Origin of the sequence: Treponema sp. TIM-1, from assembly GCF_046533115.1 — a bacterium.
In the GTDB taxonomy this organism is placed as follows: Bacteria; Spirochaetota; Spirochaetia; order Treponematales; family Breznakiellaceae; genus JAIRMO01.
Window position 1 is genome coordinate 1 of record NZ_JAJQRC010000032.1, and the last position, 24,637, is coordinate 24,637.

General features: G+C 52.6%; 20 protein-coding genes and 1 pseudogene. 9 read left to right on the plus strand and 12 right to left on the minus strand.

Going from position 1 to position 24,637, the window contains the following annotated elements; genetic code table 11:
* Positions 1-435: pseudogene (locus tag LQZ21_RS11040) on the plus strand (methyl-accepting chemotaxis protein); the annotation flags it as partial.
* 268 nt (positions 436-703) lie between these two features.
* Here the strand turns inward: LQZ21_RS11040 and LQZ21_RS11045 are convergent.
* The 6 genes from LQZ21_RS11045 to LQZ21_RS11070 form a co-directional block, all read right to left on the minus strand.
* Positions 704-2,362 (minus strand): ATP-binding protein, encoded by a 1,659-nt coding sequence (locus tag LQZ21_RS11045; RefSeq protein ID WP_411044394.1) that lies wholly within the window; start codon positions 2,360-2,362, stop codon positions 704-706.
* 124 nt (positions 2,363-2,486) lie between these two features.
* Complete coding sequence (gene purF / locus LQZ21_RS11050) at positions 2,487-3,899, minus strand: amidophosphoribosyltransferase (RefSeq protein ID WP_411044395.1); 1,413 nt, start codon at positions 3,897-3,899, stop codon at positions 2,487-2,489.
* Positions 3,900-3,910: 11 nt separating this feature from the next.
* Positions 3,911-4,663 (minus strand): phosphoribosylaminoimidazolesuccinocarboxamide synthase, encoded by a 753-nt coding sequence (purC, locus tag LQZ21_RS11055; protein ID WP_411044396.1) that lies wholly within the window; start codon positions 4,661-4,663, stop codon positions 3,911-3,913.
* The gene (gene purE, locus LQZ21_RS11060; RefSeq protein ID WP_411044397.1) at positions 4,660-5,139 is read right to left on the minus strand and encodes a 5-(carboxyamino)imidazole ribonucleotide mutase; all 480 of its coding nucleotides are present in this window, start codon (positions 5,137-5,139) and stop codon (positions 4,660-4,662) included. The genes purC and purE overlap by 4 nt, the downstream gene beginning before the upstream one ends.
* Positions 5,140-5,200: 61 nt before the next feature.
* Positions 5,201-6,247 carry a GGDEF domain-containing protein gene (locus LQZ21_RS11065; RefSeq protein WP_411044398.1) on the minus strand — a complete coding sequence of 349 codons (1,047 nt, stop codon included), beginning with the start codon at positions 6,245-6,247 and terminating at the stop codon, positions 5,201-5,203.
* Positions 6,244-7,248: a diguanylate cyclase domain-containing protein gene (locus tag LQZ21_RS11070; protein WP_411044399.1), complete on the minus strand. Its 1,005-nt coding sequence runs from the start codon at positions 7,246-7,248 to the stop codon at positions 6,244-6,246. Before LQZ21_RS11070 ends, LQZ21_RS11065 begins: the two co-directional genes overlap by 4 nt.
* A 535-nt stretch (positions 7,249-7,783) precedes the next feature.
* Between LQZ21_RS11070 and LQZ21_RS11075 the strand changes: the two genes are divergently transcribed.
* Positions 7,784-8,614: a methyltetrahydrofolate cobalamin methyltransferase gene (locus LQZ21_RS11075; RefSeq protein ID WP_411044425.1), complete on the plus strand. Its 831-nt coding sequence runs from the start codon at positions 7,784-7,786 to the stop codon at positions 8,612-8,614.
* An 87-nt stretch (positions 8,615-8,701) separates the two neighbouring features.
* On the plus strand, positions 8,702-9,985 hold the full coding sequence (locus LQZ21_RS11080) for a PocR ligand-binding domain-containing protein (RefSeq protein ID WP_411044400.1): 1,284 nt from the start codon (positions 8,702-8,704) through the stop codon (positions 9,983-9,985).
* 68 nt (positions 9,986-10,053) lie between these two features.
* On the opposite strand, the gene LQZ21_RS11085 is transcribed toward LQZ21_RS11080, so the two are convergent.
* The 5 genes from LQZ21_RS11085 to LQZ21_RS11105 form a co-directional block, all read right to left on the minus strand.
* A complete protein-coding gene (locus LQZ21_RS11085; protein ID WP_411044401.1) occupies positions 10,054-11,550 on the minus strand; it encodes an ASKHA domain-containing protein in 1,497 nt (498 codons plus the stop codon).
* Between the two features lie 10 nt (positions 11,551-11,560).
* A complete protein-coding gene (locus tag LQZ21_RS11090) occupies positions 11,561-12,208 on the minus strand; it encodes a corrinoid protein (protein ID WP_411044402.1) in 648 nt (215 codons plus the stop codon).
* Positions 12,209-12,381: 173 nt separating this feature from the next.
* A complete protein-coding gene (locus LQZ21_RS11095; protein ID WP_411044403.1) occupies positions 12,382-12,906 on the minus strand; it encodes a DUF2284 domain-containing protein in 525 nt (174 codons plus the stop codon).
* Between the two features lie 45 nt (positions 12,907-12,951).
* Entirely contained in the window at positions 12,952-14,223 is a 1,272-nt protein-coding gene (locus LQZ21_RS11100; protein ID WP_411044404.1) for a hypothetical protein, read from the minus strand.
* 142 nt (positions 14,224-14,365) lie between these two features.
* Positions 14,366-16,636, minus strand: coding sequence for an extracellular solute-binding protein (locus tag LQZ21_RS11105; RefSeq protein WP_411044405.1), 2,271 nt, complete (start codon positions 16,634-16,636; stop codon positions 14,366-14,368).
* A gap of 199 nt (positions 16,637-16,835) precedes the next feature.
* Between LQZ21_RS11105 and LQZ21_RS11110 the strand changes: the two genes are divergently transcribed.
* The 6 genes from LQZ21_RS11110 (at position 16,836) to LQZ21_RS11135 (ending at position 23,407) form a co-directional block, all read left to right on the plus strand.
* Positions 16,836-18,077 (plus strand): uroporphyrinogen decarboxylase family protein, encoded by a 1,242-nt coding sequence (locus LQZ21_RS11110; RefSeq protein ID WP_411044406.1) that lies wholly within the window; start codon positions 16,836-16,838, stop codon positions 18,075-18,077.
* A complete protein-coding gene (locus tag LQZ21_RS11115) occupies positions 18,064-19,608 on the plus strand; it encodes a sugar ABC transporter ATP-binding protein (protein ID WP_411044407.1) in 1,545 nt (514 codons plus the stop codon). Before LQZ21_RS11110 ends, LQZ21_RS11115 begins: the two co-directional genes overlap by 14 nt.
* A complete protein-coding gene (locus tag LQZ21_RS11120) occupies positions 19,605-20,654 on the plus strand; it encodes an ABC transporter permease (RefSeq protein ID WP_411044408.1) in 1,050 nt (349 codons plus the stop codon). The genes LQZ21_RS11115 and LQZ21_RS11120 overlap by 4 nt, the downstream gene beginning before the upstream one ends.
* A 9-nt stretch (positions 20,655-20,663) precedes the next feature.
* Complete coding sequence (locus LQZ21_RS11125) at positions 20,664-21,707, plus strand: ABC transporter permease (RefSeq protein WP_411044409.1); 1,044 nt, start codon at positions 20,664-20,666, stop codon at positions 21,705-21,707.
* Between the two features lie 72 nt (positions 21,708-21,779).
* Positions 21,780-22,970: a sugar ABC transporter substrate-binding protein gene (locus tag LQZ21_RS11130; RefSeq protein WP_411044410.1), complete on the plus strand. Its 1,191-nt coding sequence runs from the start codon at positions 21,780-21,782 to the stop codon at positions 22,968-22,970.
* Positions 22,971-23,083: 113 nt separating this feature from the next.
* The gene (locus tag LQZ21_RS11135) at positions 23,084-23,407 is read left to right on the plus strand and encodes an L-rhamnose mutarotase (RefSeq protein WP_411044411.1); all 324 of its coding nucleotides are present in this window, start codon (positions 23,084-23,086) and stop codon (positions 23,405-23,407) included.
* Positions 23,408-23,437: 30 nt separating this feature from the next.
* Here LQZ21_RS11135 and LQZ21_RS11140 read toward each other — a convergent pair whose 3' ends face one another.
* Complete coding sequence (locus LQZ21_RS11140; protein ID WP_411044412.1) at positions 23,438-24,616, minus strand: uroporphyrinogen decarboxylase family protein; 1,179 nt, start codon at positions 24,614-24,616, stop codon at positions 23,438-23,440.
* Between the last annotated feature and the right edge of the window lie 21 nt (positions 24,617-24,637).

Genomic DNA, 24,637 nt, shown 5'->3' on the forward strand with positions numbered 1-24,637 from the left:
ATTTCCACGGTACTCAAGAAGATCAAGGACTGTATCGACAAGATCACCAACTCCACCAACGCGGTACTCAACAAGTTCGAGGCCATAGACAGCGAGGTAAAAACAGTGACTGAGCAGGAAGAGAACATCCGGAGCGCTATGGAGGAACAGGGAACGGGAAGCCAACAGATTCTGGAATCAATTGCCCGGCTGAACGAAATCACCCGGATGGTCAAGGGCGGTTCCACGGAGATGCTGGAGGGGAGTAAAGAGGTTATCCAGGAGAGCAAAAACCTGGAGATGGTGACCCAGGAGATCACCAACGGGATGAACGAGATGGCGACCGGTGCGGACCAGATCAACATAGCGGTGAACCGGGTGAATACCATCAGCGGTCAGAACAAGGATAACATCGACATTTTGGTCAGGGAGGTTTCCAAGTTTAAGGTGGAATAGGAATTTTTAGCCACGAACCTCACGAACACCACGAATGAAGAGGAAGAAAACAGGAAGAGAATTCGACCACGAAGGCGAAGAAGGCGAAGAAGGTAGGAAGGAAAGAAGAGTGAGGAGTGAGGAAGAACGGCTTTTCATATGGTACCAGGCCGGACGGCGCCTTCGTGGTGAATTTCTTACTTTTGTTCGTGTGGTTCGTGTGGTTCGTGGTTAATTTTCTTCAAGTTATGGTGAAATTTATTTGACCAATTTTCATCTTCTAAACTCCTTAAACCGCAAAGCCTATGCGGCTTGTCTGGTGTTTATCAAGTGTTTCTTCATGGCAGTAAAATTTCATTTTTTCAAGGGATGGATTGCTGCCGGTAAGAATAAAATCAACCGTCCGTTTTCTAACGATGTTTTCAATTTGTCCGCCGGAGAAATCATAGAGCGACGCCAATTCCACAATTTCCTGTTCAGGTAAATCCGGGGCCATGCTTTTCCAGATTGATTTTCGCGCCGCTTTCAATGGCTTTAGAAACTCTATCTTGTATAAAAATCGTCGCTCAAAGGCCTTGTCTAAATTATTGGTCAGATTCGTCGTAGCGATAAGAATACCTTCCAGATTTTCAATTTCCTGCAGGATAATATTCTGAATTCGATTTTCAGTATCATCAAGGGATCTTGATGGGGATTCATGGCGTTTCCCTATAATTCCATCCGCTTCATTGAAAAGAAGGATGGGCGTAAGTTCATTTGATTTAACGGCACTACTATACTGATCAAAAACTTTCTTTATAAGTTTCTCGCTTTCACCATACCAACAGGTTTTTGTTTGTGATATATCAACTTTCATAATATCCCGTCCGGTTTTTTTGGCAATTTGGTACACGGTTTCCGTCTTGCCCGTTCCGGGAGGGCCGTAAAACAGGCAGGCAAAGCCGCGGCGCATTCCGGTCTTTGACAAACGATCCTGTACTGAAGAAAAATTTTCCTTTCCCAATAGAGCGGTCAGCTCTGCTACCTGCAGGGACTCTTTTTCATTGTAAAAAAGATACTTTGGCGTTATTTTTTCTGATATAATAAAATCCTTTCCGCGGATTTTTGTTTCTGTCTTTACATTGCTGAGATATGCATCTTTAAACTCGTCTGTTAATTTAAAACGGTCTTTTTCGGACAAACCATCATCCAGTGCATATTGAACTACATGATGGATCATGAGAATATGCTCACCGTCTTTTAACTCTCGTTCAATGTAGCGCAGTGTACTTTTATCTTCAAAAATATTGTCAATATCGCAAATGCCAATGTAGTCATCATTATTAGAAACGAATAGATTACAAAACCGTAATAACAAGACTATGTCTGTTATTTCAAATGTACTTTCTGCTAAATCCTGAACTAATTTCATATTTTTATTTCCCCTCAGTAAATCTTGGACCTCATTAACCAGATCGTCATACGTTAATTCATTGTCGGTCCGTTGACAAAAAAGATCATCAATGGCGTCGAAAAAATCAGATTCGGATAAATTGTTATAATTTACCGGGACATATTCTTCTTCCTTGCGGATAGCGTCTACTGCTTTCTGGGGAACCCGGTATGTGGGCATACTATCATCATTGCGGCGGCAGCGGATCAATTTTCGTTTCTCCAATAATTCCAGTTCATTCATATACCTTAGTAATTCGATTTTCTTGCATTTAATCGATTTGGCGATTTTTTTTGTGGTGATCGCATTATCATCACAACGGTTTAAGAAAAGAGAAAACAAGGCCGTCTGTACTGGGCTCAATTTTAAGAAAGTGGATACATAATTGATTTCGTCTTTTACTTCCTCAAAAAAACCGGGGGTAAAACCATTTTCCTCCGCTTTGGAAACGATGGTGATAAGATAATCCAATACGCTTTTGGTTTCCTGGGCATTACCTGTTTGTATTTCAGACATAGTACACTCCATAAATTTAACTTATGGTACTAATATACACCGGTTGATCTGTCATAGATTGATGGATCAAAAAAATATTACTATTTTTTTTGAAAATACCCGCTATTTGGTGGTGGTTTTTGACCTATGAAGCCGCATACCCGGTTTCCCCTGAAACCGGTATGGGGTATTCCCCGGTAAAACAGCCCAGGCAGTATCCCGCAGGGGGGCCTTCTTTGCGGGAGTCTGATTCCAGGGATTCCAGGAGACCCTCCACGGAAATAAAGGCCAGGCTGTCCGCCCCCAGGGAAGCGCAGAGTTCCCCCACACTGTTGCCGTTGCTGATCAGGTCCTTGCGGTGGGGGGTGTCGATGCCGAAGTAGCAGGGAAACCGTACCGGGGGAGAGCACACCCGGATGTGTACCTCCCGGGCGCCGGCTTTTTTTAAGATCGAAACAAGCCGTCTGCTGGTGGTTCCCCGGACAATGGAATCGTCGATCAGGACCACCCGTTTGCCCTGGACTTCGCTTTGGATCACGTTGTGTTTTACCGAAACCGCCCGCTCCCTGAGGGCTTGATCCGGGGCGATAAAGGTCCTGCCCACATATTTACTTTTGACGATCCCCAGGCCGAAGGGAGTGCCGGTGGCCTTACCGTAGCCCATGGCCGCGGGGATCCCCGAATCGGGAACGCCGATGACCAGGTCCGCCGAAACCGCCGATTCCCTGCCCAGAATTTGTCCCGCCCGGACCCGGGCCCCGTATACGTCCACCCCGTCGATAACGCTGTCCGGCCGGGCAAAATAGACGTATTCAAAGGCGCAGGCCGCCCGCCGGGTTTTTTCACTGAAGGTAAAAGAGAGGACCTCGTCCCGGTTGATGATAACCACTTCCCCGGGTTCCAGATCCCGAACAAGCTCCCCCCCCACCGAATCAATGGCGCAGGATTCGCTGGCCAGGATCCAGCCGCCGTTGATCTTTCCCAGGCACAGGGGCCGGATCCCGTTAGGGTCCCGGGCCCCCACCAGGGCGTCATCGGTGAGTACCGCCAGGGCATAGGAGCCCTTGATGAATTTGATCGTATCGGTCAGGGCCTTCTCCAGCCCCTTTTTGTAGTTTTTGGTGATGAGGTTGACAATTACCTCGCTGTCGCTGGAGGAGGTAAACCCCACCCCGGCATCTTCCAGTAATTCCCGGACCACATCGGCGTTAGTCAGGGTACCGTTGTGGGCCACCGCGATGGAACCCAGCTTGAACCGGCTGACAAAGGGCTGGGCGTTTTCAATAGAACTGGTGCCGCTGGTGGAATACCGTACATGCCCCACCCCGGCGGACCCTCTGATCTGGGACAGAATATCGGGGGTAAAAACCTCCCCCACCAGCCCCATACCCCGGCGGCATTCGATGGTTTTATGGTAGACCGCGGCGATCCCGGCGCTTTCCTGTCCCCGGTGCTGCAGGGAAAGCAGGCCGTAATAGATCAGGGGAACCGCGTCTTTTTCCGGGTCCTGAAAAAAAACGCCAAAAACCCCGCAGGCTTCTTTTAATTTGTCATCCATATCGGCAACCATCAGGCATCCACGCGGTTCAGGATCTCGATATAGGCTTCTTTGACGTTTCCCAGATCCCGGCGAAAACGGTCCTTGTCGAGTTTTTCATTGGTTTTAGCATCCCAGAACCGGCAGGTATCCGGGGAGATTTCATCGGCCAGTACCAGCTGCCCCGGAGCGGATCCGGCTTCCACCCTGCCGAATTCCAGCTTAAAGTCGATAAGGCGGATGTCCCGTTTAAGAAAAAAGGCCGACAGGATCTGGTTGACTTTGAAGGTGATGTCTTTGATCTCCCCGATCTCCTCAAAGGTTGAGGCCCCGATGGCCACGGCGTGGTAATCGTTGATCAGGGGATCCCCCAGGGCATCGTCCTTGTAGGAAAGTTCAAAAACCGTGGTTTTGAGGGGGGTCCCTTCGGCGAGGCCCAGCCGTTTTGCCATAGAACCTGCCGCGACATTCCGGACTATTACCTCCAGGGGGATGATCCTGACCTTTTTGCACACCATGTCCCGGTCGGAAGTCCGGGCGATAAAGTGGGTGGGTACCCCGGATTTTTCCAGAAGTTCAAACAGGGATGAGGCAATTTTGTTGTTTAAAACGCCCTTATCCGCTATTTGCCCCTTTTTTTCGCCGTTAAAGGCGGTGGCGTCATCTTTGTAGTGGATAATAACCAGATCATCCCGGTTGGCGGCAAATACCTTTTTTGCCTTTCCTTCATAAAGTACCGGTCCCGGTTTTATTTCCCCAAGACCGGCTTCCCGGCTTTCGCTCATAGGTCCACTCCTTTATTAGCTTCGGCAAATTCGGCCTTCATGCCGGCCCTGAACGCAGCGAGCCGTTCCCGCAGGGACGGGTATTTCAGGCCGAGGATCTGGCAGGCGAGATATGCGGCATTGGCCCCATTGTCCACCCCCACGGTGGCCACGGGGATAGGTTTGGGCATCTGTACTATGGAGAGGAGGGCGTCCAAACCCCCAAGCCCCCCGGAAGCGATGGGTACGCCGATAACGGGAATAAGGGTCAGACTGGCGATAACCCCCGGCAGATGGGCGGCCAGTCCCGCCCCGGCAATGATCACCTCAGTCCCCTCCGCTTCCAGTTGTGTCAGGGTCTCTTTCAACAACTCCGGCACCCGGTGGGCGGAAAGAATATGGGAAGAAAACTCCACCCCCAAGTCCCGAAAAACATCGGCGGCCTTTTTCATAACGGCCTTATCTGATGAAGACCCAAAGATTATGGCGGCTTTCATGTCAGAGAAAAAATACCATGTTCCGGGGGAGGTAAACAAGCCCCAAGGCTCCCCATACGGCTTAGGCTGTTTCGGTTTCGGGGGGAGGGCACGGTAAGGAGTCTGCGACTTCCACCCGGTTCCGGCCCAAATTTTTGGCCTTGAGCAGGGCTTCATCCGCCCTGAGCATGAGGGACTCGGCATCCCCGGCGTCGGCCGGCGCCGCCGCCACCCCGATACTGACTTGGACCGAAATGACGGTCTCTTCGTTTGATCCGGGGCTTTGGGCAACCGGTATTTTCCGTAAAAAAACTGCGGCCCGGATCCGTTCCGCCACCACCCGCCCGTCATCGTCGTTCGTGTCCTGGAGCAGGACCGCAAATTCGTCCCCCGAAAACCGGGCGGCAATATCCCCGTTCCGCAGGTGCTGCTGAATGGTTTCCGCAACGGCGATGATAACCTTATCCCCCGCCTGGGTACCGTAGGTTTCGTTTATGGCATGAACCTTGTCCAGATCCATCATCAAGAGGGCTATGTTCCGCACCTGGACGATACCCTGTTCAAAACGGTTTTTGATGAGCCCCTCAAGAAAACGCCGGTTATAGAGCCCGGTAAGATCATCGGTAATGGCCCGTTTCCGGGCGGTTTCCCCCCAACGCATGAGGTCGTTGAGGTGCCGGGAATTTTGTTCCAACCAGGTGTTCTGCACATCCCCAATGGCTTTGAGGAGTTTAACCCCGATCATGGGATGCCGGGAAACAAAATGGTAAAAATCCGTATCCTTGAGAACCATCAGCTCCGAATCAACCTTGGCAATAATGGTCGCGGAACGGGGTTCATCGGCGATAATGGACATTTCCCCAAAAAAATCCCCCGCCCTGATGTTAAACATCCACCGCTGGATGCCCCCGGACTGAGTTACGTAGGCGTTTAATTCCCCCGAGAGGAGGATGAACAGTTCCTTTCCCGGGTCCCCTTCGGAAAACACCTGGCTGTTTTTGGCTATATACCGGTATTCCAAACAGGCGGCTACCGCATCAAACTCCAATTTGCTTAACGGGGAGAATAACGGTGAACCGGTAAGAACACCCTCATCATTGGGGGATAGACTTTTCGCGGTTTGGCTCATGGTAACTCCGATTCGGTATAACGGCTCAGGCGGTTTCCGCCGGCCCGCCAGGTATCCAGCAGCAGGGCATAGATGCCCCCCAGGAGAACATCCCAGTCGGTATGATCCTCCGGCCACATGCCCCAGCTTATCGTAGCGGTAAAGTTGAAGGCCGGGTAATTATCCTGGGCAGGGACCGATTCAAGGGAGGCCACCGCCCGCTGTATTTCCCGGGCGATAATCTTCGCCTGGGATACGGGACATTGGGGTATCAATACGCCGGTTTCATTGCTTTTGAACCGCAGGGGCCATCCCCGGCCCTGCTTGCGGGTAATATTCTTTAATATCTTGGCAATACGGATCATGGCTTCGTCCCCCACGGTATGCCCCCGGGAATCCACCAGGATTTTAAACCGATCCGGTTTTAACATGATCAGGGCGGTGGGAACCTCCAGGATCTGGTTTATCTCATTGGAGAGGAAAGATTGCTTCCAAAGTCCCGTACCGGGATCTTCATAGGCCAGACGGTGCAGTTCCTGAACCCAGCTCATATTCTCCATGATGATCCTTTGCGTTGCCTTAATCCGGGTAGTGATCATCCGTATGGCGTTCAGGTAAATCTTTGACGCGACATGGGGTTCAGTCTGGGTGAAATTATCCATGGTTATCCCAAAACCGGGGAACATAATTACGAGGGAATCTTCCAAAGCTTCCGCGGAAGCATCGTATAGGGCCCGCCGGGCAAAATCGAAATCCCCGATGGTGTCCCCCGGGAAAAATCGCGCCAGTTCATCATCCTCATAGTCGGTTCTGGGCCTGAAAATCCGGATTGATCCGGCCAGGAGTACATAAAGATGCTCCGCCCGTTCCCCTATGGAAAAAAGCCGGGCCTTGTGACGGAGCTGCAAAATACTGGCCTGGGACCTTACCACCGCCATTTCCTGCTCCGAAAGGGAATTGAATAACTCAATCTGCTGTATCAATATAGGATCAAGGGATTTACCCTGAAACAATTCTTCCATAAAAACCCCTTTTTATTATAAAATACTTGCGGTTTTTATACAATCCTATGAACACCTATGAACAGAAAAAACCGAACCTCAGGAACTTTTGCTTCGATATCCTGAAATTACTACCTCATGTTATGCAAGGGTCCCAAGGAGAGATTTTAACCACAAACCTCACGAACCACACGAACAGAAACAAAGACAAATTGGCGTTTCCACCGATAGTTCTGTCCTGCTTTCCCACGAACAAAGAAGAGAATTCAGGCATAAATTCCGGAATATCGAAGCAAAAGTTCGTGGTGTTCGTGTCGTTCGTGGTTAATTTTCCTCCTATTCGAGTGGTTCGTGGTGATTTTAAACTGAGCATGCTCAGACTGTCCTCCGCCGAAGCCTTGACAAAAAAACCTTGACATCCCCCGTGACCTATGTTATATTCGTTGCACTGAAGCACAACAAACTCTCGGGATTATGCGGCAGGGCAGGCGAACCGTCCCCTGTGTAGGTATCCGCAAAGGCGGAACCGCCTTTGCAGGGGACAAAACCGGTGATCATGATTACCGGAAATCTAAACAAGGAAGCGTACATGATTATCATCGGTGAAAAGATAAACGGATCCATCCCTTCTATGGCAAAAGCCATTGCGGAGCGGAACGAGGATTACATCCGGGATTTGGCCAGGAAACAGGCGGATGCGGGAGCCGCCTATATCGATGTCTGCGCTTCCACTGCGGCGGATGTTGAACTTGATACGTTGAAGTGGTTAATCGGTCTGGTGCAGGAAGCGACGGACAAACCCATTGCCATTGACAGCCCCAGCGCCAAGGTTTGCGCCGAGGCGATAAAGTTCTGTAACAAACCGGGGATGGTGAATTCCGTTTCCATGGAAGGGGATAAGGTGGAACAGATATTTCCGATCATAGCCGATACCCCGTGGAAGTGCATCGCTCTGCTGAGCGATGATACCGGGCTCCCCAAGACAGCGGAGAAGCGGCTTGAGGTCTTTGACGCGCTGATGAAGAAGGTCGCCCAGTACCGGATAGCCCCGGAGCGGCTCTATATCGATCCCCTGGTAGAGATGCTCTGCACTTCCGAAGACGGGATCGCCAAGATCACCGTCACGATGAAAAAGATCAAGGAGCTTTATCCTACGATACACCTCACCGGGGGAGCCAGCAATATTTCCTTTAATCTGCCCGCCCGGAAATACATCAACCGGGGCTTCATCATCCTGGCGATGAACGCGGGGATGGACAGTGCCATACTGGATCCCCTGAACAAGGATATGATGGGATTGATTTACGCAACCGAAGCGCTCCTGGGTCAGGATGAATTGTGCATAGAATATATCGGCGCATTCAGAGAAGGGATATTTGGAAATTAGCCGTTTAGCAGGGGAGCGTTGTCGTGAGGTCTGTATATAAGAAGGGTATTGAATTCTATGGAGTTTGCCGCCGGAAAGGGCGGCGCTATGTTTATGTTAGAGAATCCTTCTCTCTCGGAAATTTTTGACCTCAAAGAACTCGGTAAACTTTTCCGCCATTTTTCCGTGGTAACGGGTCTGGATGTGGCGCTCTTTGATTTTGCGGGCCGTGAAATCCTGACCAACCGGAAAGAGGTTTCCGTCTGTCAGTCGGCTAAAAACTGCCGGAAGTGCCGGGAACACATATCCTACGGCGGTCTCATGTCCCAGGAGCTGGGGGAGCCCTATATTTGTTCCTGCGGATGCGGCCTTATCATGTGTTTTTCTCCGGTAATGTTTGAAGAGCGCCTCTGCGGGATTATCGCCTGCGGGCCCGTACTGCTCTGGGATGCCGACGAGGTCGCGATAGCCGAATTTACCGAAAAAATCATGGATATGAATATTCATATCGATGTTGGGGAATTCTTCCGCTTAATTACCTCCTGTACTTGTGTCAACATGACCAGCGCCGCCCAGATTCTTTTCATCATGGCGAACAGCTTTTCCCGGGAACACAGCGTCTACCTGAATCAGCGGGCCAAGATTACGATGCAGCAGCAGCGTATCGCGGAACTCATGATGGATAGAAAAAGTATGCAGGGGTCTAAAAACAGCGAAAAAGCGTATCCCCGCGAACTGGAGAAGGAACTTATCGACGCGGTGCAATGCGGCAGCAGGGAAATGGCAAAGCGTATTCTTAATATGTTCTTGTGTGAAATTTTTACCTTTGCCGATGGTAATATGAATACTATCAAAGCCCGCATCTTTGAACTGGTGGCCTTCATTTCCCGGGCCGCCATTGGGGCAGGCGCCCCGGCTGAAAGCATTAACGGGACAATCAAAAAATCCTTCGGTTTGTTTAATGATGCTATTGACTTCGAAGAATTGTGCTGCCTCATCACCGAGGTAATGGAGAGTTTTATTACCTCGGTATTCATCGAAAAAAAGCAGAAACAGTACTCCGGACACCTCATCAAAGCAATGGACTACATCGGGCAGCACTATGCCGATGAAATAACCCTGCATACCGTAGCGGAAGCCGTATTTGTAAGCGAATTTTATCTAAGCCATCTGTTCCGCAAAGAGATGAATACCACCTTTTCCGAGTATGTCTGCCGGGTCCGCATTAACAGGGCTAAAGCAATCCTGAAACGGGATTCCGACATCCGAATCCAGGAAATCGGAGGGACGGTAGGCTTTAATGATCCGAACTACTTTGCCAAATCTTTCAAAAAACTCATGGGGATAAGCCCCCGGGAGTATCAGGCTTCTTTTGTTGAAGATACCCCCTAAGGACCCGCGCAGAAACAGCTTCACCGGTCGTATTTCTTTAAATTTTTGCGATGGGGGATCGTCTTTCATTACATTTCCGGAAACAACATATTTTCCGCAAACTCTTCCATGAAGGCGGGATCCGCCGTCAACTCAACCGTTACACTCTTGGTGATTATATCGTTACAGAGGGCCGGAAAAACGGGATCCGTGAGGCGCCGGGCCGCGCCTTCAAGGCTGGTGTTTCCGCAGACAGCGCTTCTGTCCCTGAAACAAGGGGGCAGGAGGCCGGTCCGGATCGCGCTGTCCAGGCTGATGTAAAAGCCGAGCCCCCCGGCGAGGTAAACTTGTTCTACCGCGTCAACCGTAAGCCCCGCGGCCTTGCAGAGTATCTTTATCCCGGAAATGATGGCGCTTTTGGCAAGCTGAAACTGCCTGACGTCTCCCCTGGTGATGGCTATCCCGTCCGTTATGGGGAAGGACGCTTCATCGCCGGTAAAGGCGCCGGTCTCGTCTATCACCCCTTCCTCCAGCATGACGGCAATGGCGTCTACCAGGCCGGAGCCGCAGATCCCCACCGGGGGGCTTCCGCTTATGGTAGAAAAACAGAGGGAACCGTCCCGCTTTTCGATACGGTTTACCGCCCCGGCTATGCCGCCGGTTCCGCAGGAAATCCCCGCGCCTTCCAGGGCAGGACCCGCGGCGGTGGAACAGCAGAAAAGCTTTCCCTTATGGAAGAGGGCTATTTCACCGTTGGTACCTATATCGATGAGCAGGGATATTTTGTCTGCTTCCATCATGCCCGTGGCAGCGATTCCGGCGCTTATATCGGCGCCCACAAAGGCGGAAATCGAAGGCAGGAGAACCGCGGTTTCCACGGGGAGGGACAGGCTTGAACCGGGCAATTCCCTTGCTGCAAGGAAGACCGGCGTAAAGGGAACGGCTCCCAGGGGGGAAGGATCGGCGTTGACAAAGAGGTGGAGCATGGTCGTGTTTCCCGCCACGGCCAGGCATTCCTTTTTTTTCAGGTCCCAGGTATGCTCAAACCGGGAAAGCATATCCCGAACCTGGGAATTGATACGCCGGAAGAGTGCTTCGGTTTTCCCTTCCCGGGCGGCGCTTATACGGCTCATCACATCGGCGCCATAGATCCGCTGATCGTTCAGGGCGGAAAGGGTGTCAAGCGCTTCGCCGGTATCCAGGTCCAGGAGCCGGAGAAAAACCGTCGTGGTTCCTATGTCCAGGGCAAACCCGGCGCGGCCTATGGTTTTTCCGGTAACCGGCGAAACATCCGCCGGATTATCCGCCGCTTCCCCGGCAAACAGGGCCTGGGGAAGATCTATCGTCAGATCCGATGAGGGATATACGGTACAAGCCCGCAGCCAACCGGCATCGGCGGACAAATCCTTTGTACCGCCGACCCGTTTAAAGCTGCCGCTCAGGATCCGTACCCGGCACTTTCCGCATCTCCCGTGTCCGCCGCAGGGGGCGTCCATGGATATTCCTCCCCGCCGCAGGGTGTCCAGGAGGGATTCGCCCTCTTCGGCCCGGTAGGATCCTTCCCTGCCTTCAATGCGGATGGTCACGTCCGGTTTCTCAATTACCGTAGAACTGCCTGCATACCTCGGCTGCGGTGCCCGCATCCGGCGAGTAGGCGTCGGCGCCGATTTCGTCCGCAAAGCTCTGGGTCACCGGAGCGCCGCCTACCATGATCTTTATGCGATCCCGCAGTCCCGCGTTCTTAATGGCGTCAATGACATCTTTTTGGGCCATCATCGTGGTCGTAAGCAGGGCGGACAGACAGAGGACCTTGGCGTCGGAGTTCTTTATCGCTTCAATCACCTTTTCTTCGCTGCAGTCTATCCCCAGATCCTCAACCTCAATACCGTTTCCCTCGATCATCATCTTTACCAGGTTTTTCCCAATATCATGGAGGTCGCCCTTCACCGTACAGATAATTGCTTTTCCTATGGGTTCAATGCCGGCTTTCTGCAGGGCCGGTTTGAGCGCCGCCGAAGCATGGTTCATAGCCCTGGCGGCTACCAAAACTTCGGGGACAAAGACCTCGTTCCGTTTGAACTTCCCGCCTATGATGCCCATGCCGGTGATGAGCCCCTTGTCCAAGATTTCCTGGGCCGGCGCCCCATCATCCAAAGCCTTTTGAACCGCAATAACAATGTCTTTTGATTTTCCCTTTTGCAGCAGACTGGAAATTTCCTCATAGTGGGCTGAAAAATCGCTCATGCTTTCCTCCTTGATTAAACGGCATTCTTACCACCGTATTATAATACGGTCTTATAGTATATGCTATGATTTGTCTACGGGCATTAAAAAATTTGCCGAAAAATAGTAATTATTTGCACTATCAAACAGCGGAATTTCGCAAATTAATCCGGGCCGTTCTAAAGCGATGAAATTTAATCATTAAAGAGGAGCATGGAAAAATAGGTGACCGTATTGGGACCGTTATTGTACTTCAGATGAGCGGACCGGCTTAAATCGGTCACGTTGATCCCCGCCGCTTCCACGGCGGAAATCGCCCGGTCAGGGAAGCGGCAGGGTTCAGGATAGGCGCAGGGGTCACAGACCTTGCAGCCCCCGGCGCCGTAAACGGGAAAAGCGCCGAATTGTTCCCGCATGTCCGCGGTAAGGCGGTTGTGCATTTTATGGGCCAGCTCCATTCCTTCAATATCAAAGGAATCTTCAAGATCGAATTTTGTGGTAAAAACCAGGGCATACTTCCAGCGAAGGATCTTTTCCCGCTGTTCTTCCAGGGTTCCTATGGCCGGGGGACAGGTCCAGCATTTGTTGTAGTTGCCGCAGACATTGGCCGCACATGCCTTATACAGTTCCGGCGAAAAGACAAGGGCGGAAGTCTCCATCAGCCCAATTTCATGGGCGCGCCCCGCCAGGGCCGCCCGAAGCATGGTTTCTGTTTTCATACCCTGTTTTTCTGCTTTCCTCCTTCACCGGAATCTACCGTATCTTTAGGAACCTACGACCTTCATGGCAATATCGTTCACCTGTTTTAGCCGCAGGGGATCATAGCGTACCGTACTGATGTCCTTAAAGGCGAATTCCAGGGGCGAACCGGTACGCTTGCAGAGTTCAAGGGTGCGTTCCAGGTCTTCACGGACCATATCGCCGTTAAAAACGGTGCCGGCAAGAAAAGCGGGATTCGGCTTATTGGAAGCCACATAAGCGCTGCCTATTTGCTCCGCCATCTTTTCGCGGTTCGCCCAGGGGCTTATGGAAATTTTACGGACATGGGGGATACGCTTAACCGCGTCCATTTTAAGCTCCAGGGGATCACAACAGCCATAATACACCAGACCGAAGCGCTTGAACAGGGGCATAAGGTGTTCTATTTCATATTCCTCGTACATGTCGGGGGATACGGTGCCAAGGGCCTGGGCCATGGCGTACATCCATACGTCCTGGGTACGGGGCTTTTCCGGGTCAAAGCCCGGTGCGGGGAGCTCGTCGGTCCAGGCGCCGGTCGTGTGAATGAGGTTCTCGCCGGCGTAGATGAGCCCCTGCTCCTCAAGCTGATCGAGCATCACCATATAGCCCTCCACCACCCGCTGCACCAGGGCGTGCATCATTTCGGGCTCGTCAATAATGCCGTAAAGGATGCCCTCCACGCTCATCCACATGGCGATGGGGTCCCAGACCGAAAGGTAATGATCAAACCAGCCTTCCTGCCGCAGTGGCAGGATGCCGTCGAAAAGCCAGGCAGCCCTATCCATCCGCCGCCTGGTTTCCGCCTGGTCATGGACTATCACCGGCATCTGTATCTTTTCCACATCCTCGATAGTCTTGAATTGATTTTCATAATTGTGGCTCACAACGTCGTTGGCTTTGTCTGTAGCCAGGGTCTGTTCCTTAATGACCACGCCGAATATGCGGTTCATCACCGCCAGGGGATCCTGGTTAAAGGGCTCTATCGCCATAGGCACCCTGATATAGGGTTCAACCACCATATCCACCGGAAAATAGTCCCACTGCAAAAGGATCCTTCTGAATTTCTCCTCATAGGCGCGGCATTCCGCATCTTCGCACGCAAGATCGAGCTTGCCTTCGATATTCATTTCGTTCCAGCAGACCTGATCTATGGTGACCATTGGCCGTTCGGGTTTAAGCCCGTTAAGGGCCCGCCAGAGCCGCTTCTTCTCTTCCTGGACAGGCAGGGCCGCTATTTCCGCGATTCTCTCCACCAGTTTCCGTAATACATCGCGATCATGTTCCAAATTATTCATATTAAGCCTCTTTCTTGCATGTTTCTGCAGGGCGTATACTTGGTACTTTATTATAGAGGACGTTTAAAATTTCCGTCAACAAATTGATTTAATAACGGGGCCTTAAATATCTAAACGTTTAGATTAACCGGAACCCTTCCCCTTAGTTGTTTCCCCGGAAGTGTCCGTAAACGGTCATAAGATCGGTAAGCTCCGTGTCTATAGCTTTGAGGCAGCTTACCACATCTTCGCCTTCAAACATCAGTTTGGTGTAGTGATAGATAACTTCCTCTGTTTTGTACCAGGGGATAATGATAGCGTTCTTTTTGTTGCCGCTGTCCCGTTTCCGTGCATATTTATAATTGTCCAGGGCGATCTGCATCCAGGGGTAAAGCTTGAGGAGTTCGTTATTCTCGAAGGAATGGATGGACGAAGACTGGCCATTCAGGATGGTGAGATAATAGCTTACGTCTTTCCGGTAAAGCCATTTGAAAAACTGCCAGGCCCTGTCTTTGTTCCGCGAAAGGGCGTTGATCCCTAAATTCCAGCCTATGGAAATAGGACATCTTCCGGGAATAAATGAAAAGCCCAGCTTGCCGAAAATATCCCCGTTAATGGCGTCCATGATCTTTGCCGCATATTCGGTATAGGTGATGATCATGGCGGTCTTGCCGGTGTAAAAATCCCGTACCACGTCAAGGTTGCCGGTTGAAAGAATGGGTTCCGGGGTGTAATGCTGCAAATCCAGCAGGTTGTTAAAGGCGAGGCAACAGTTTTCCGTATTGAACTGGGGGAGCCCGTTTCCGGTGAAACAGCGGCCGCCAAAGCCCCAAATACGGCTGTAGATTTCCGGGCAGAGTTCATTGGGGATGGTACCGGCGCAGCTTGCCCCGAATTCCACCGGGGAGGATTGATTGAAACGCCGGGTAAAGAAACGGGCCGCGGCGTTAAATTCGGGCCAGGTTCTGGGGGGCCTGAGTTTTGTTTTATAGATTGTATAATAGTCCTTTGATAGTATGGGATCCTCAAAAAGATCGCTACGGTAGAACAGGAGCTGGGCGCCGGCGGTAAAGGGGACGCTGTAATAACGATCCCGGTACCGCGAATTTTTTAGGGTTTCAGGGATAATGGAATTGAAGAACCAGCGGTCGGCGGTGAGGAGGCTGGTGAGATCATCAAGAATACGGTTCTGGACCAGGTAATTGAGCCAGGGAATATCGAACATGTATACGTCATTGCCGGGATCATTGGATTGGGCGTCTTCGATGATACGTTCCAGAAGCCGGTCTTGACCTGCGGTTTTAAAAATCAGGGAAATACCGCAGTCGTTCCTGAATTTCCGGGCCAGAATCTCCATGGGGTCCGTTGCAAAGGGGCTGTCCAAAATCAGCAGCCTGAGCTCAGGGACTTTTCCCGGCCCGGCGTCCCTTCCGGTCCGCCGGTATTTTGGTATACCAAGGCCCGATTTAAGGATATTATCGTCCAGGATAAGCTTTTCGGGTTTTTCGGAGGTACCGTCTATGTTCCGCAGAAGCAGCGAAGCGGCGCCGGCCCCCAAATTAAAAGCAGGCCGCGAGGTATGGAGTACCTGGGGAAGATAGCGGGTGTCCATCCAGGTCTCCTCGGAAAAGGCGATAACCGGACTGTCCTTGAGGGATATTCCCAGAACCCTGGCCGCTTCCATGATGCCGTAGACTATGTTTCCCGATGTGGCAATGAGGGCGTCGGGATTCGGCGTATGGTAGAGTTCGGTCAGGGCGACGCGGAAGGCGTCTTCCTTGGTCATGTTGGTATAGCATATCCGTCCCATTATTTTTTCGGCGGCGCATATTTCCCGGAAGGCGTCGGCGCAGTCGCTTTCACCGGAGATTTCCGGGTTCCCGCAAAAGAGGAGGATCCGCCGGTAATGCTTTTTTTCCAGTTCCTCCACCAGAAAAATAATGGTCCTCCTGTTGGATATTCCCACAAAGTTTATGTTCCCGATTCGAGGCTGGCGTTCAACGAACACGATGGGGATAGTATAGGAGAGGAGCTTCCTGATGTAAGATGTATCGTTGGAAAGACAACTTATCAGGATGATTCCGGCGAAATTCCTGGAGATAAAGTCTTCAATTATTTCGGTCTCCACCATGGGCTGGTTGTTTGAAAAGCCGATTATCGCGAAATACTGGTTTTTCTGGATTACCGAGGTGATGCCCTTGAAAATTTCGCTGTGATACAGATCGTCAATGCTGGTAAGAAGCACTCCTATGTCCCGGCTGGTATGATTCTTGAGCCTTCGGGCGCTTTCGTTGGGGATATAATTGAGCTTTTCAATGGCCGCCTTAACCTTTACCCGGGTGGAATGGGACACGTTCTTCTTTCCGCTCAGGGTACAGGAAACGGTAGCTATACTGACCCCCGCAAGTTCCGCCACATCCTTTATGGTTGCCATATAGACCTCGCAATCTAAACGTTTAGATTTATCTTCGGAAAAAAAGAAGAATTAATTTGACCGTCTAATTATATCGATTGTACACTAACTCTAATAAATCGTATAGATTACGGTTGTTGCTGCGGCGTCCGGCGGGGAATTATATCCGGTTCCGGTACGAGGCGGCGGTGATGAAAAAGTTGCAAGGGGTAATTCAGGTATGATGATGTCCCGGGATTATGTTATGGACAGCGTCAATCACAGGGAGCCCGCAAAACTACCCTTGGATCTGGGAGGGACCCCCAGCTCCGGCATTTCCGCTATAGGTTACAACAAACTCAAGGCCGCTTTGGGGATCAATGACCGGAGTAACAAGGTCTATGACGTGGTACAGCAGGTAACCCAGCCCGAGCTCAAGGTGCTTGACGCCCTCAAGGTGGACGTCCTCTGTTTGGGACGCACCTTTAACGACAAGCCGGAGGATTGGTACGATGTACCCTTGGCCGACGGCAGCCTGGCCCAATACCCGGTGTGGTTTAAACCCCACCGGGAGCCCAACGGGGAATACACGGTCCGGGACGAAGCGGGGGATCTGATAGCCCGTATGCCCGTGGGGGCTACCTTCTTCGATCAGACCTTCTTTCCCTATCTGGACGCTTATCCCGAAGACTACCGGCAGCTTCCCCAGGCTATGTCGAAAGTTCACTGGCAGAAGCTGGCCCACAGCCCCTGGGATAACGCGGGGATGGACAATTTCTGGGAGGAACTGCGCGGCCGCGCCCTGAAGCTCCGGGAAAACAGCGGTCGAGCCCTCCTCATCACCTGCGGATGCAACCTCTTTGAATGGGGGACTTTCCTCCGCCGCATGGATAACTTCCTCATGGATACCTATGCCGAACCGGAGGAAGTGGAGCGGCTTCTGGACGCCCTTATGGAGATTCATCTGGCCTCCCTGGAAAAGGTCTGTAAGGCCCTGGGCGATGTGGCGGACATTCTGCGCTTTGGCGATGATTTGGGCATGGGGACCGGCATGTTTATGTCCGCGGAAAAGTACCGGGAACTCTTCAAACCCCGGCACAGGATCCTCTGCGCGTATGTACATGAGCACAGTTCCATGAAAACCTTTCTGCATTCCTGCGGTTCGATTTATCCTATTATGGGCGATTTAATTGAAGCGGGTTACGATATTATCAACCCGGTACAGACCTCCGCGGCGCAGATGGACCCTGAGACCCTCAAGCGGGAGTTCGGCAAAGACATCTGCTTCTGGGGCGGCGGCTGTAACACCCAGCGTATCCTGAACCGGGCAAAGCCCCAGGAAGTCTACGACTATACCCGGCGGATGATAGATATATTCCTGAAAGACGGCGGTTTCGTATTTAATACGGAACATAATATTATGCCCGATGTTCCTGCGGAGAACATGCTGGCTATGTATAGAGCGACAAATGAATACAAATGACAACAAAATCGAATCTCCCGGAACTTTGAGCCACGCGCTTGAGATGCGGCATGTTTCAAAGTCCTTTCCCGGTACCCTGGCGGTGAACAACGTGAGCTTTACGGTCAGTCCGGGGGAGGTCCATGCCCTGGTGGGGGAAAACGGGGCGGGAAAATCCACCCTGATGAAGATCCTGGCGGGTTCCTTTTCCGACTACACCGGAGAGATCCTGATAGGCGGACAGCCGGTTTCTCTGCATAGTCCCGGAGCGGCCAAGGAATACGGCATCGGTATGGTCTACCAGGAACTCAGCCTTGCCCGGCCGATTTCTGTGGCGGAGAACCTCCTGGCCGGGCGGCTTCCCCGTAAAAAGGGAACCCCCTTGGTGGACCGGAAGGCGGTGGAGCGGGACGCCAAGGCCCTCCTGGAGCGGGTCGGCCTTGAGAATCTTGATATCCACGCCTCCATATCCGAGATAAGCCAGTGCGAAGCCCAGCTGGTGGAGATCGCCAAGGTGCTGGGGGGGAATCCCTCGGTCCTCGTGATGGACGAGCCCACTTCGGCCCTCTCCAGCACCGAGGTTGCCCGGCTTTTCGATATTATCCGGCGGCTTAAATCCCAGGGGATCGCCATCGCCTACATATCCCACCACCTCCAGGAGATCTTTGAGATAGCCGACACCATTACGGTGATGCGGGACGGTAAGCATGTCAGGACCTGCAAGGCCGGCGAGGTCAATACCGAAGATGTGGTGAAGATGATGGTGGGCCGTTCCCTGGGCGAATTCTACTCAAAGCGTGAGGTGAGTATCGGGGAGGAGGCGTTCAGGGTAGAAAACCTGAGCCGCTACGGTTTTTTTCATACTATCAACTTCGCCGTGCGTTCCGGGGAGATTTTGGGGATCTGCGGGCTTGCCGGGGCCGGCCGGACGGAACTTGCCCGTTCGATAATCGGGGTGGATCCCCTTGACGCCGGGGATATTTACATAAACAGACAAAAGGTACGGATCCGGAATATGGGCGAGGCCATAGACCGGGGCGTAGCCTACCTTACCGAAAGCCGCAAAGTTGACGGCCTTGCCATAGCGCTGACCGTGGGGGAGAACAGCCTTGCCGGTATCATCCCCCGGCTTTCCCGGGGTCCGCTGTATTCAAGCCGGAAGAACCGGAAAACGGTATTTGAGTTAATAGACAAGCTTTCGATTTACCCCCGGGATACGGAGATTCCGGTACGGAATTTGAGCGGCGGAAACCAGCAGAAGGTGCTGATGGCAAAGTGGATAGCCGCCGCGCCCAAGGTGATGATCCTGGACGAACCGACCCGGGGGGTTGACATCGGCGCCAAGGAGATAATCCACGGGGCGATTGCGGAGCTTGCCGCGAGGGGGAACGCGATTATCCTGTTTACGTCGGATCTGCCGGAGATGGTCGGGCTCTGTGACCGTGCGGTAATTATGCGGCAGGGACACATCATCGGTGAGATAGACCGGAAGAACATGAGCGAACAGTCGCTGCTGCTCGCGGCGAACGGTGAAGGAGAATTTGTGGCATGACGGAACTAAAAAACACTTCGGCTAATCTTTCATCCGGCGCCAGCCCCCCCATAGCGGATACCCGGGCAATTAAGCAGATCCGGGCCATAGTCCTTCTCAACCGGGCCGGAATTTACTTTGTAGTGGTACTGCTCCTCATCATCGGGGGAATCGTCGCGCCCGGTAAGTATTTTACCATTGCCAATATCCGGGCGACCATACAGGCGATATCCCTCTTGGGGATGGTGACCGTCGGCATGGCCTTTGTCACCTATTCGGCCAATTATGCGGATATGTCCGCGCCCATGACCATCGCGTTTTCCGGGATGATCTCCATCGCGACCCTGTGGCTTGGGTTCTGGCCCTCGGTTATCTGCGGGATCCTCGCCGGTTCGGCGCTGGGATTGATTACCGGGCTCATGATAGGGAAGTTCCGGGCCCATCCCATCATCTGGACCATGGCCTTTAACTTCGTGATGAGCGGGATTGTCCGGTGGATCTGGAGCGGTACCCAGATCTATCCGGATGTTATCGCCAAAAACAACGCGCAGGCGGTGGAGCTTTTCTATGCGATTTCCCGTTCCTCCTTTCTGGGCATTCCCATCATGGTCATAGTCATGGTCCTGCTTTTCGTTGCCGGATACTTTCTTTTGGCCCATACCAAATTCGGAAACCAGCTCAAAGTAACGGGTTCCAATTACGAGGTGGCCCGGCTTTCGGGGATCAACGTGGTCAAGCTGATAGTCCTGGTCTATGTGATCAACGCCGTGTGCTGCTCCGTCGCGGGTATCTTCCTTGCTTCGATATCGAAAACCGGGGCTTATTCCAATGGGGACGGCTACGACTTCAGGGCCGTAACCAGTGTACTTTTAGGCGGCATGACCCTGGCCGGAGGAACCGGCAGTATGTCGGGGGTGTTCGGGGGCGTCATAACCATCGGGATGTTGAGCAATATCATGAATCTGATAGGGATCCCCACCTTTAACCAGTGGCTGGTGCAGGGGATAGTGTTCCTGTTCATCGTGTGGCTCAACACGAATTCCGCCCGGAAGCTGGGCCGGGGATAGGGGGAAGAGGTGGAAGGCAAAAAAACAGCGGAAAAATCAGGCCGGGGCATGGGCAGGGCGATTAACGATTACCGGTTCTATATTCTCATTGTCGTGATGATGTTCCTGGGTATCTTTGCCCGGAATTTTTTCTCGGCCTTTAACATGAAGGGTATTTTTGACAGTACGGTGCTGTACGCGCTGCTGGGCCTGGGTTTTACCACCTGCATGATAGCCGGCCACATGGACCTTTCCGTTGGGGCCATGGCGAATATGGGCGCGGTACTGGTCATGGGTATGCACACCCTGTCCGGCCACGGCTGGTTCTTTTCCATCTGCGTCGCGGTGGCGGCGGGCCTGGTGGTGGGGTTTATCAACGGGATACTGGTATGTAAGGGGAAGATCCATTCGTTTATCACGACCCTGGGCATGCAGTTCGTGCTGCGGGGCGCCATGTATATGTACTGCGGGGGCGCGGAAATCGGCGACAAGGGGGATTATGCCTTTGCCGACTTTCTCAATATGCGGCTCGGCTTTCTGCCCCTGTCGCCCAAAGTAATATTTGTACTTCTCTTTGTGATTGTCGTAGCGTTTCTGATGCGGAATACGCGCTGGGGACGGAACATCTACCTTATCGGGGGCAATGAAGAGTCGGCCTGGCTTGCCGGGATCAAGCGGGACGGTATGACGGTTTCCGTGTTTACCCTGTCCGGTTTTAGCTGCGCCATCGGCGGCGCCATCTTCGCGATATGCCAGAGTTCCGCCCTGCCGAATCTGGGCGAGAAGGGGGTTTCACCCCTGCTGGTGGCCCTGGCGGCGACGATTATCGGGGGTACCGCCACCACCGGGGGCAAGGGGAGCGTCTGGAACACCTATGCATCGGTATACGGCCTTATGGTTATGTCGAATGTGCTTACCTCGCTTTCCGGGAAGTACGAGGTGCAGATCCTTATGAACGGGCTTGTACTGGCGGCCTGCGTTGTGTATGAGACCATAACCAATTATTTCCGCTCAAAGCGGGTAGGAGAGCGGGTGGTACTTCTGGAAGAACTCGCGAAAAACGGCGCCGCTTGAATAGGCGGGCTTTAATTTGATATTTGCACTTTATAGTGTGAATATATGTTTTCCAAATTTATGGAGGAAGGTATGAAACGTACATTTTTGACGGTGCTATTGGCATTGATTGTCAGCGGTTCACTGGTCTTCGCGGGAGGCGGACAGCAATCCGCCGGAGGCGGCGCGACCGCCAGTGACAATTTACAGAAGTCCCTTGCCCTGGATGTTTCCGGGGTCAAGAGTACGGATGGGCAGCCCCTGATGCCGCCCCTTTCCCCGAAGCAGGTTCCCCCGCGGCCCGCGGACCCCAACGCCCTGCCGGAAGAGGATCCCCTGCACTGGTACGACTTAGAATACGCGGGCTGGAACGCCGGCGCGAAGATCAATCCGGCAAAGTCCCCTGCCAACGGCAGTATCGGCAAGCACGTTATCGTGATTGTACATGGCGATCATGCCTGGACCACCGCCTACATGAACGGGGCGAAGAAGGCCGCAGCAGCATTGGGCATGACCATCGATCTCTGGTCGCCGAACTATGATGTCAACGTGCAGAACCAGATGATAGACCAGGCGATCAACGCGAAACCCGACGCCATCGGCGTTATCCCCGTCAACGCGGAATCCGCGGTACAGCAGTTCCGCAAGATCAACCAGGCCGGCATTCCCGCCTTCGGGACGAACACCCTTGCCACCGCCGAGGCTATGCGCTATATGGTAACCTGGACCGGGCCGGATGACTTTGGACAGATGCGGAGACTGTCTCGTATACTTGCGGACGCGATGGGGAAGAAAGGGGGCATTGCCTACGTTACCCATAACCCCGGCACCTCTCCCTACTTTGCCCGTATGTGGGGTCCCCGCACGGAACTGAAGAGCTACGCGCCAAACATCAAGACCCTGGACTTCCAGAGTCCCGGTTTTGACGCCGTCGCCACCAAGCAGGTAGTGGCGGACTGGATCACCCGTTTCGGCAAAGACCTCACCGCCATCTTCCTGGCCGACGATTCGACCCAGGCCATAGGGGCCGCCGACGCCCTCAAGGAAGCGGGCCGGACCGACATCCTCCTGGTGGCGGCGGGCAACTCCAAGGCGGGCATGGACCTGGTAGCCTCCGGCGACCTTCTGGCCATCACCTACCAGACCGCCGAAGGTGACGGCTCGGCCTGCGTCAAGGCCATGGCCGACTTCTTCAACGGCAAGAGCCTCCCTGAACTTGGCTACCTTGCCCAGGACATCATCACCAAGACAAATGTCGCGAACTTCCAGCCTCCCCAGTGGTAGGGGATTTTCAGGCTGAGGGTTGAAAATCCCCCAGGGAGAATTGACCGGAAGGCCAATTCTCCCTGGGGTCTTATTTGTATTATTCATTTCATAGTAATGACAAGAGGTAAGATATGAAACGTTATGGATCGGTAATAGGCGTCCGGCCGGAGAAGCTGGAGGAATATAAAAAACTCCATGCGGCGGTTTGGCCCGATGTGCTTAAGATGATCACGGAATGTAACATCAGGAACTATTCGATTTACTATCGCGACGGTCTCTTGTTCAGTTATTTTGAATATACCGGAAATGATTACGAAGGCGACATGGCCAGGATGGCGGCGGATCCCACCACTCAGAAGTGGTGGGATGTCTGTAAGCCCTGCCAGAAACCCCTGGACACCAGGAAGGAAGGGGAATGGTGGGCGGACGCGGAAGAAGTGTTCCACTGGGATTAAAAGCCCCATCCCCTTGCTTCGTGCGGGAACTTACCGCTTCAGCTTTTTATCCAAGGCCGCAAGTTCCGATTTAATACGATCCATGTTGAGGGGGAACGTTCCGTAGTCCCTGACAAGGTCCACCATGTAGGCATAGGAATCGGGGGCGACGCCGCTGGTAACCGAATGATCGGACTGGCATATCCAACCGCCTCCCTGAGCACTTTGAAGCTTGTAAAGGACCTCCCGCTTAATACGATCAGGATTGCCGCTTTCCAGTTCCCGAACATCTATATTCCCCACAAAGCAGAGCCTGCCGCCATAGTCCTTTTTGAGTTCTACCACGTCAAGGTGGGCCTTACATTCCACCGGATTGTAACCGTCCAGGCCTATTTCTATGTAGTCGTTGTAGATCATTGAGGCGTTGCCGCAGCCGTGGTAAATAACCATGAGGCCCGCCTTGTGGCAGGCTTCGATGATACGCTTAGTAATAGGCTTGAAATGTTCCCGCCATATCTCGGGGCTGAAGAACATGCCGTTAACGTAGGCTACATCGCCCCATACGTACATGCCCGAAAGCCTTCCCCGGCTTTCTTCAATTTGGTACTCCGTAAGGTCTACCACGAAATCGCCTATCCGTTTGACAAAGGCGCCGAAACGCTCGCTTTCAAGGAGCATCCAGTACAGAGAATTTTCCGAACCTATGCAGCGCCAAAGGTACTCATAGCCTTCGCAGATGGAACCGTAAACCGGATAATCCTGATAATAGGCGTCTACCCGGTCACTCCAGGAAGGGAGATTCCGGGTTATGGCGTCTCCCAGGCCGTTGATCTGATCGTCCCCCTGGCGGTAAAGGCGGCGCCGGTCCTTAGCGGGTTCCATCACAAAGTTTTCCATTTCTTCCGGTTCAGAAATAGAAAAACTATCAAAATGGGGCATGGGGGCTTTTCCGCTCCGCCGCACGGTGGCGCCGAATCCGGTTTTGAGTTTTATGTTCACCCCATCGTCCTCAAGAATCTCAAAATCCTTGATAATGGGATCCATGTTGGGGCTTATGACAATGTAATCCAGGTCGAACTTTTTATATATGTCAAGATCCTGTCCCCATTGCTCTTTAGCCCTTTCCATGAAACCGGTCCAGAAAAAATCGGATACCGGCACATGGTCTCCTTCTTTATGGGATAACGCCGCCTTGAGCCGTTCAATTTTCTGCGTCTTTGTATCAGGCATAAACTTCCTCCTTCCTGTCTC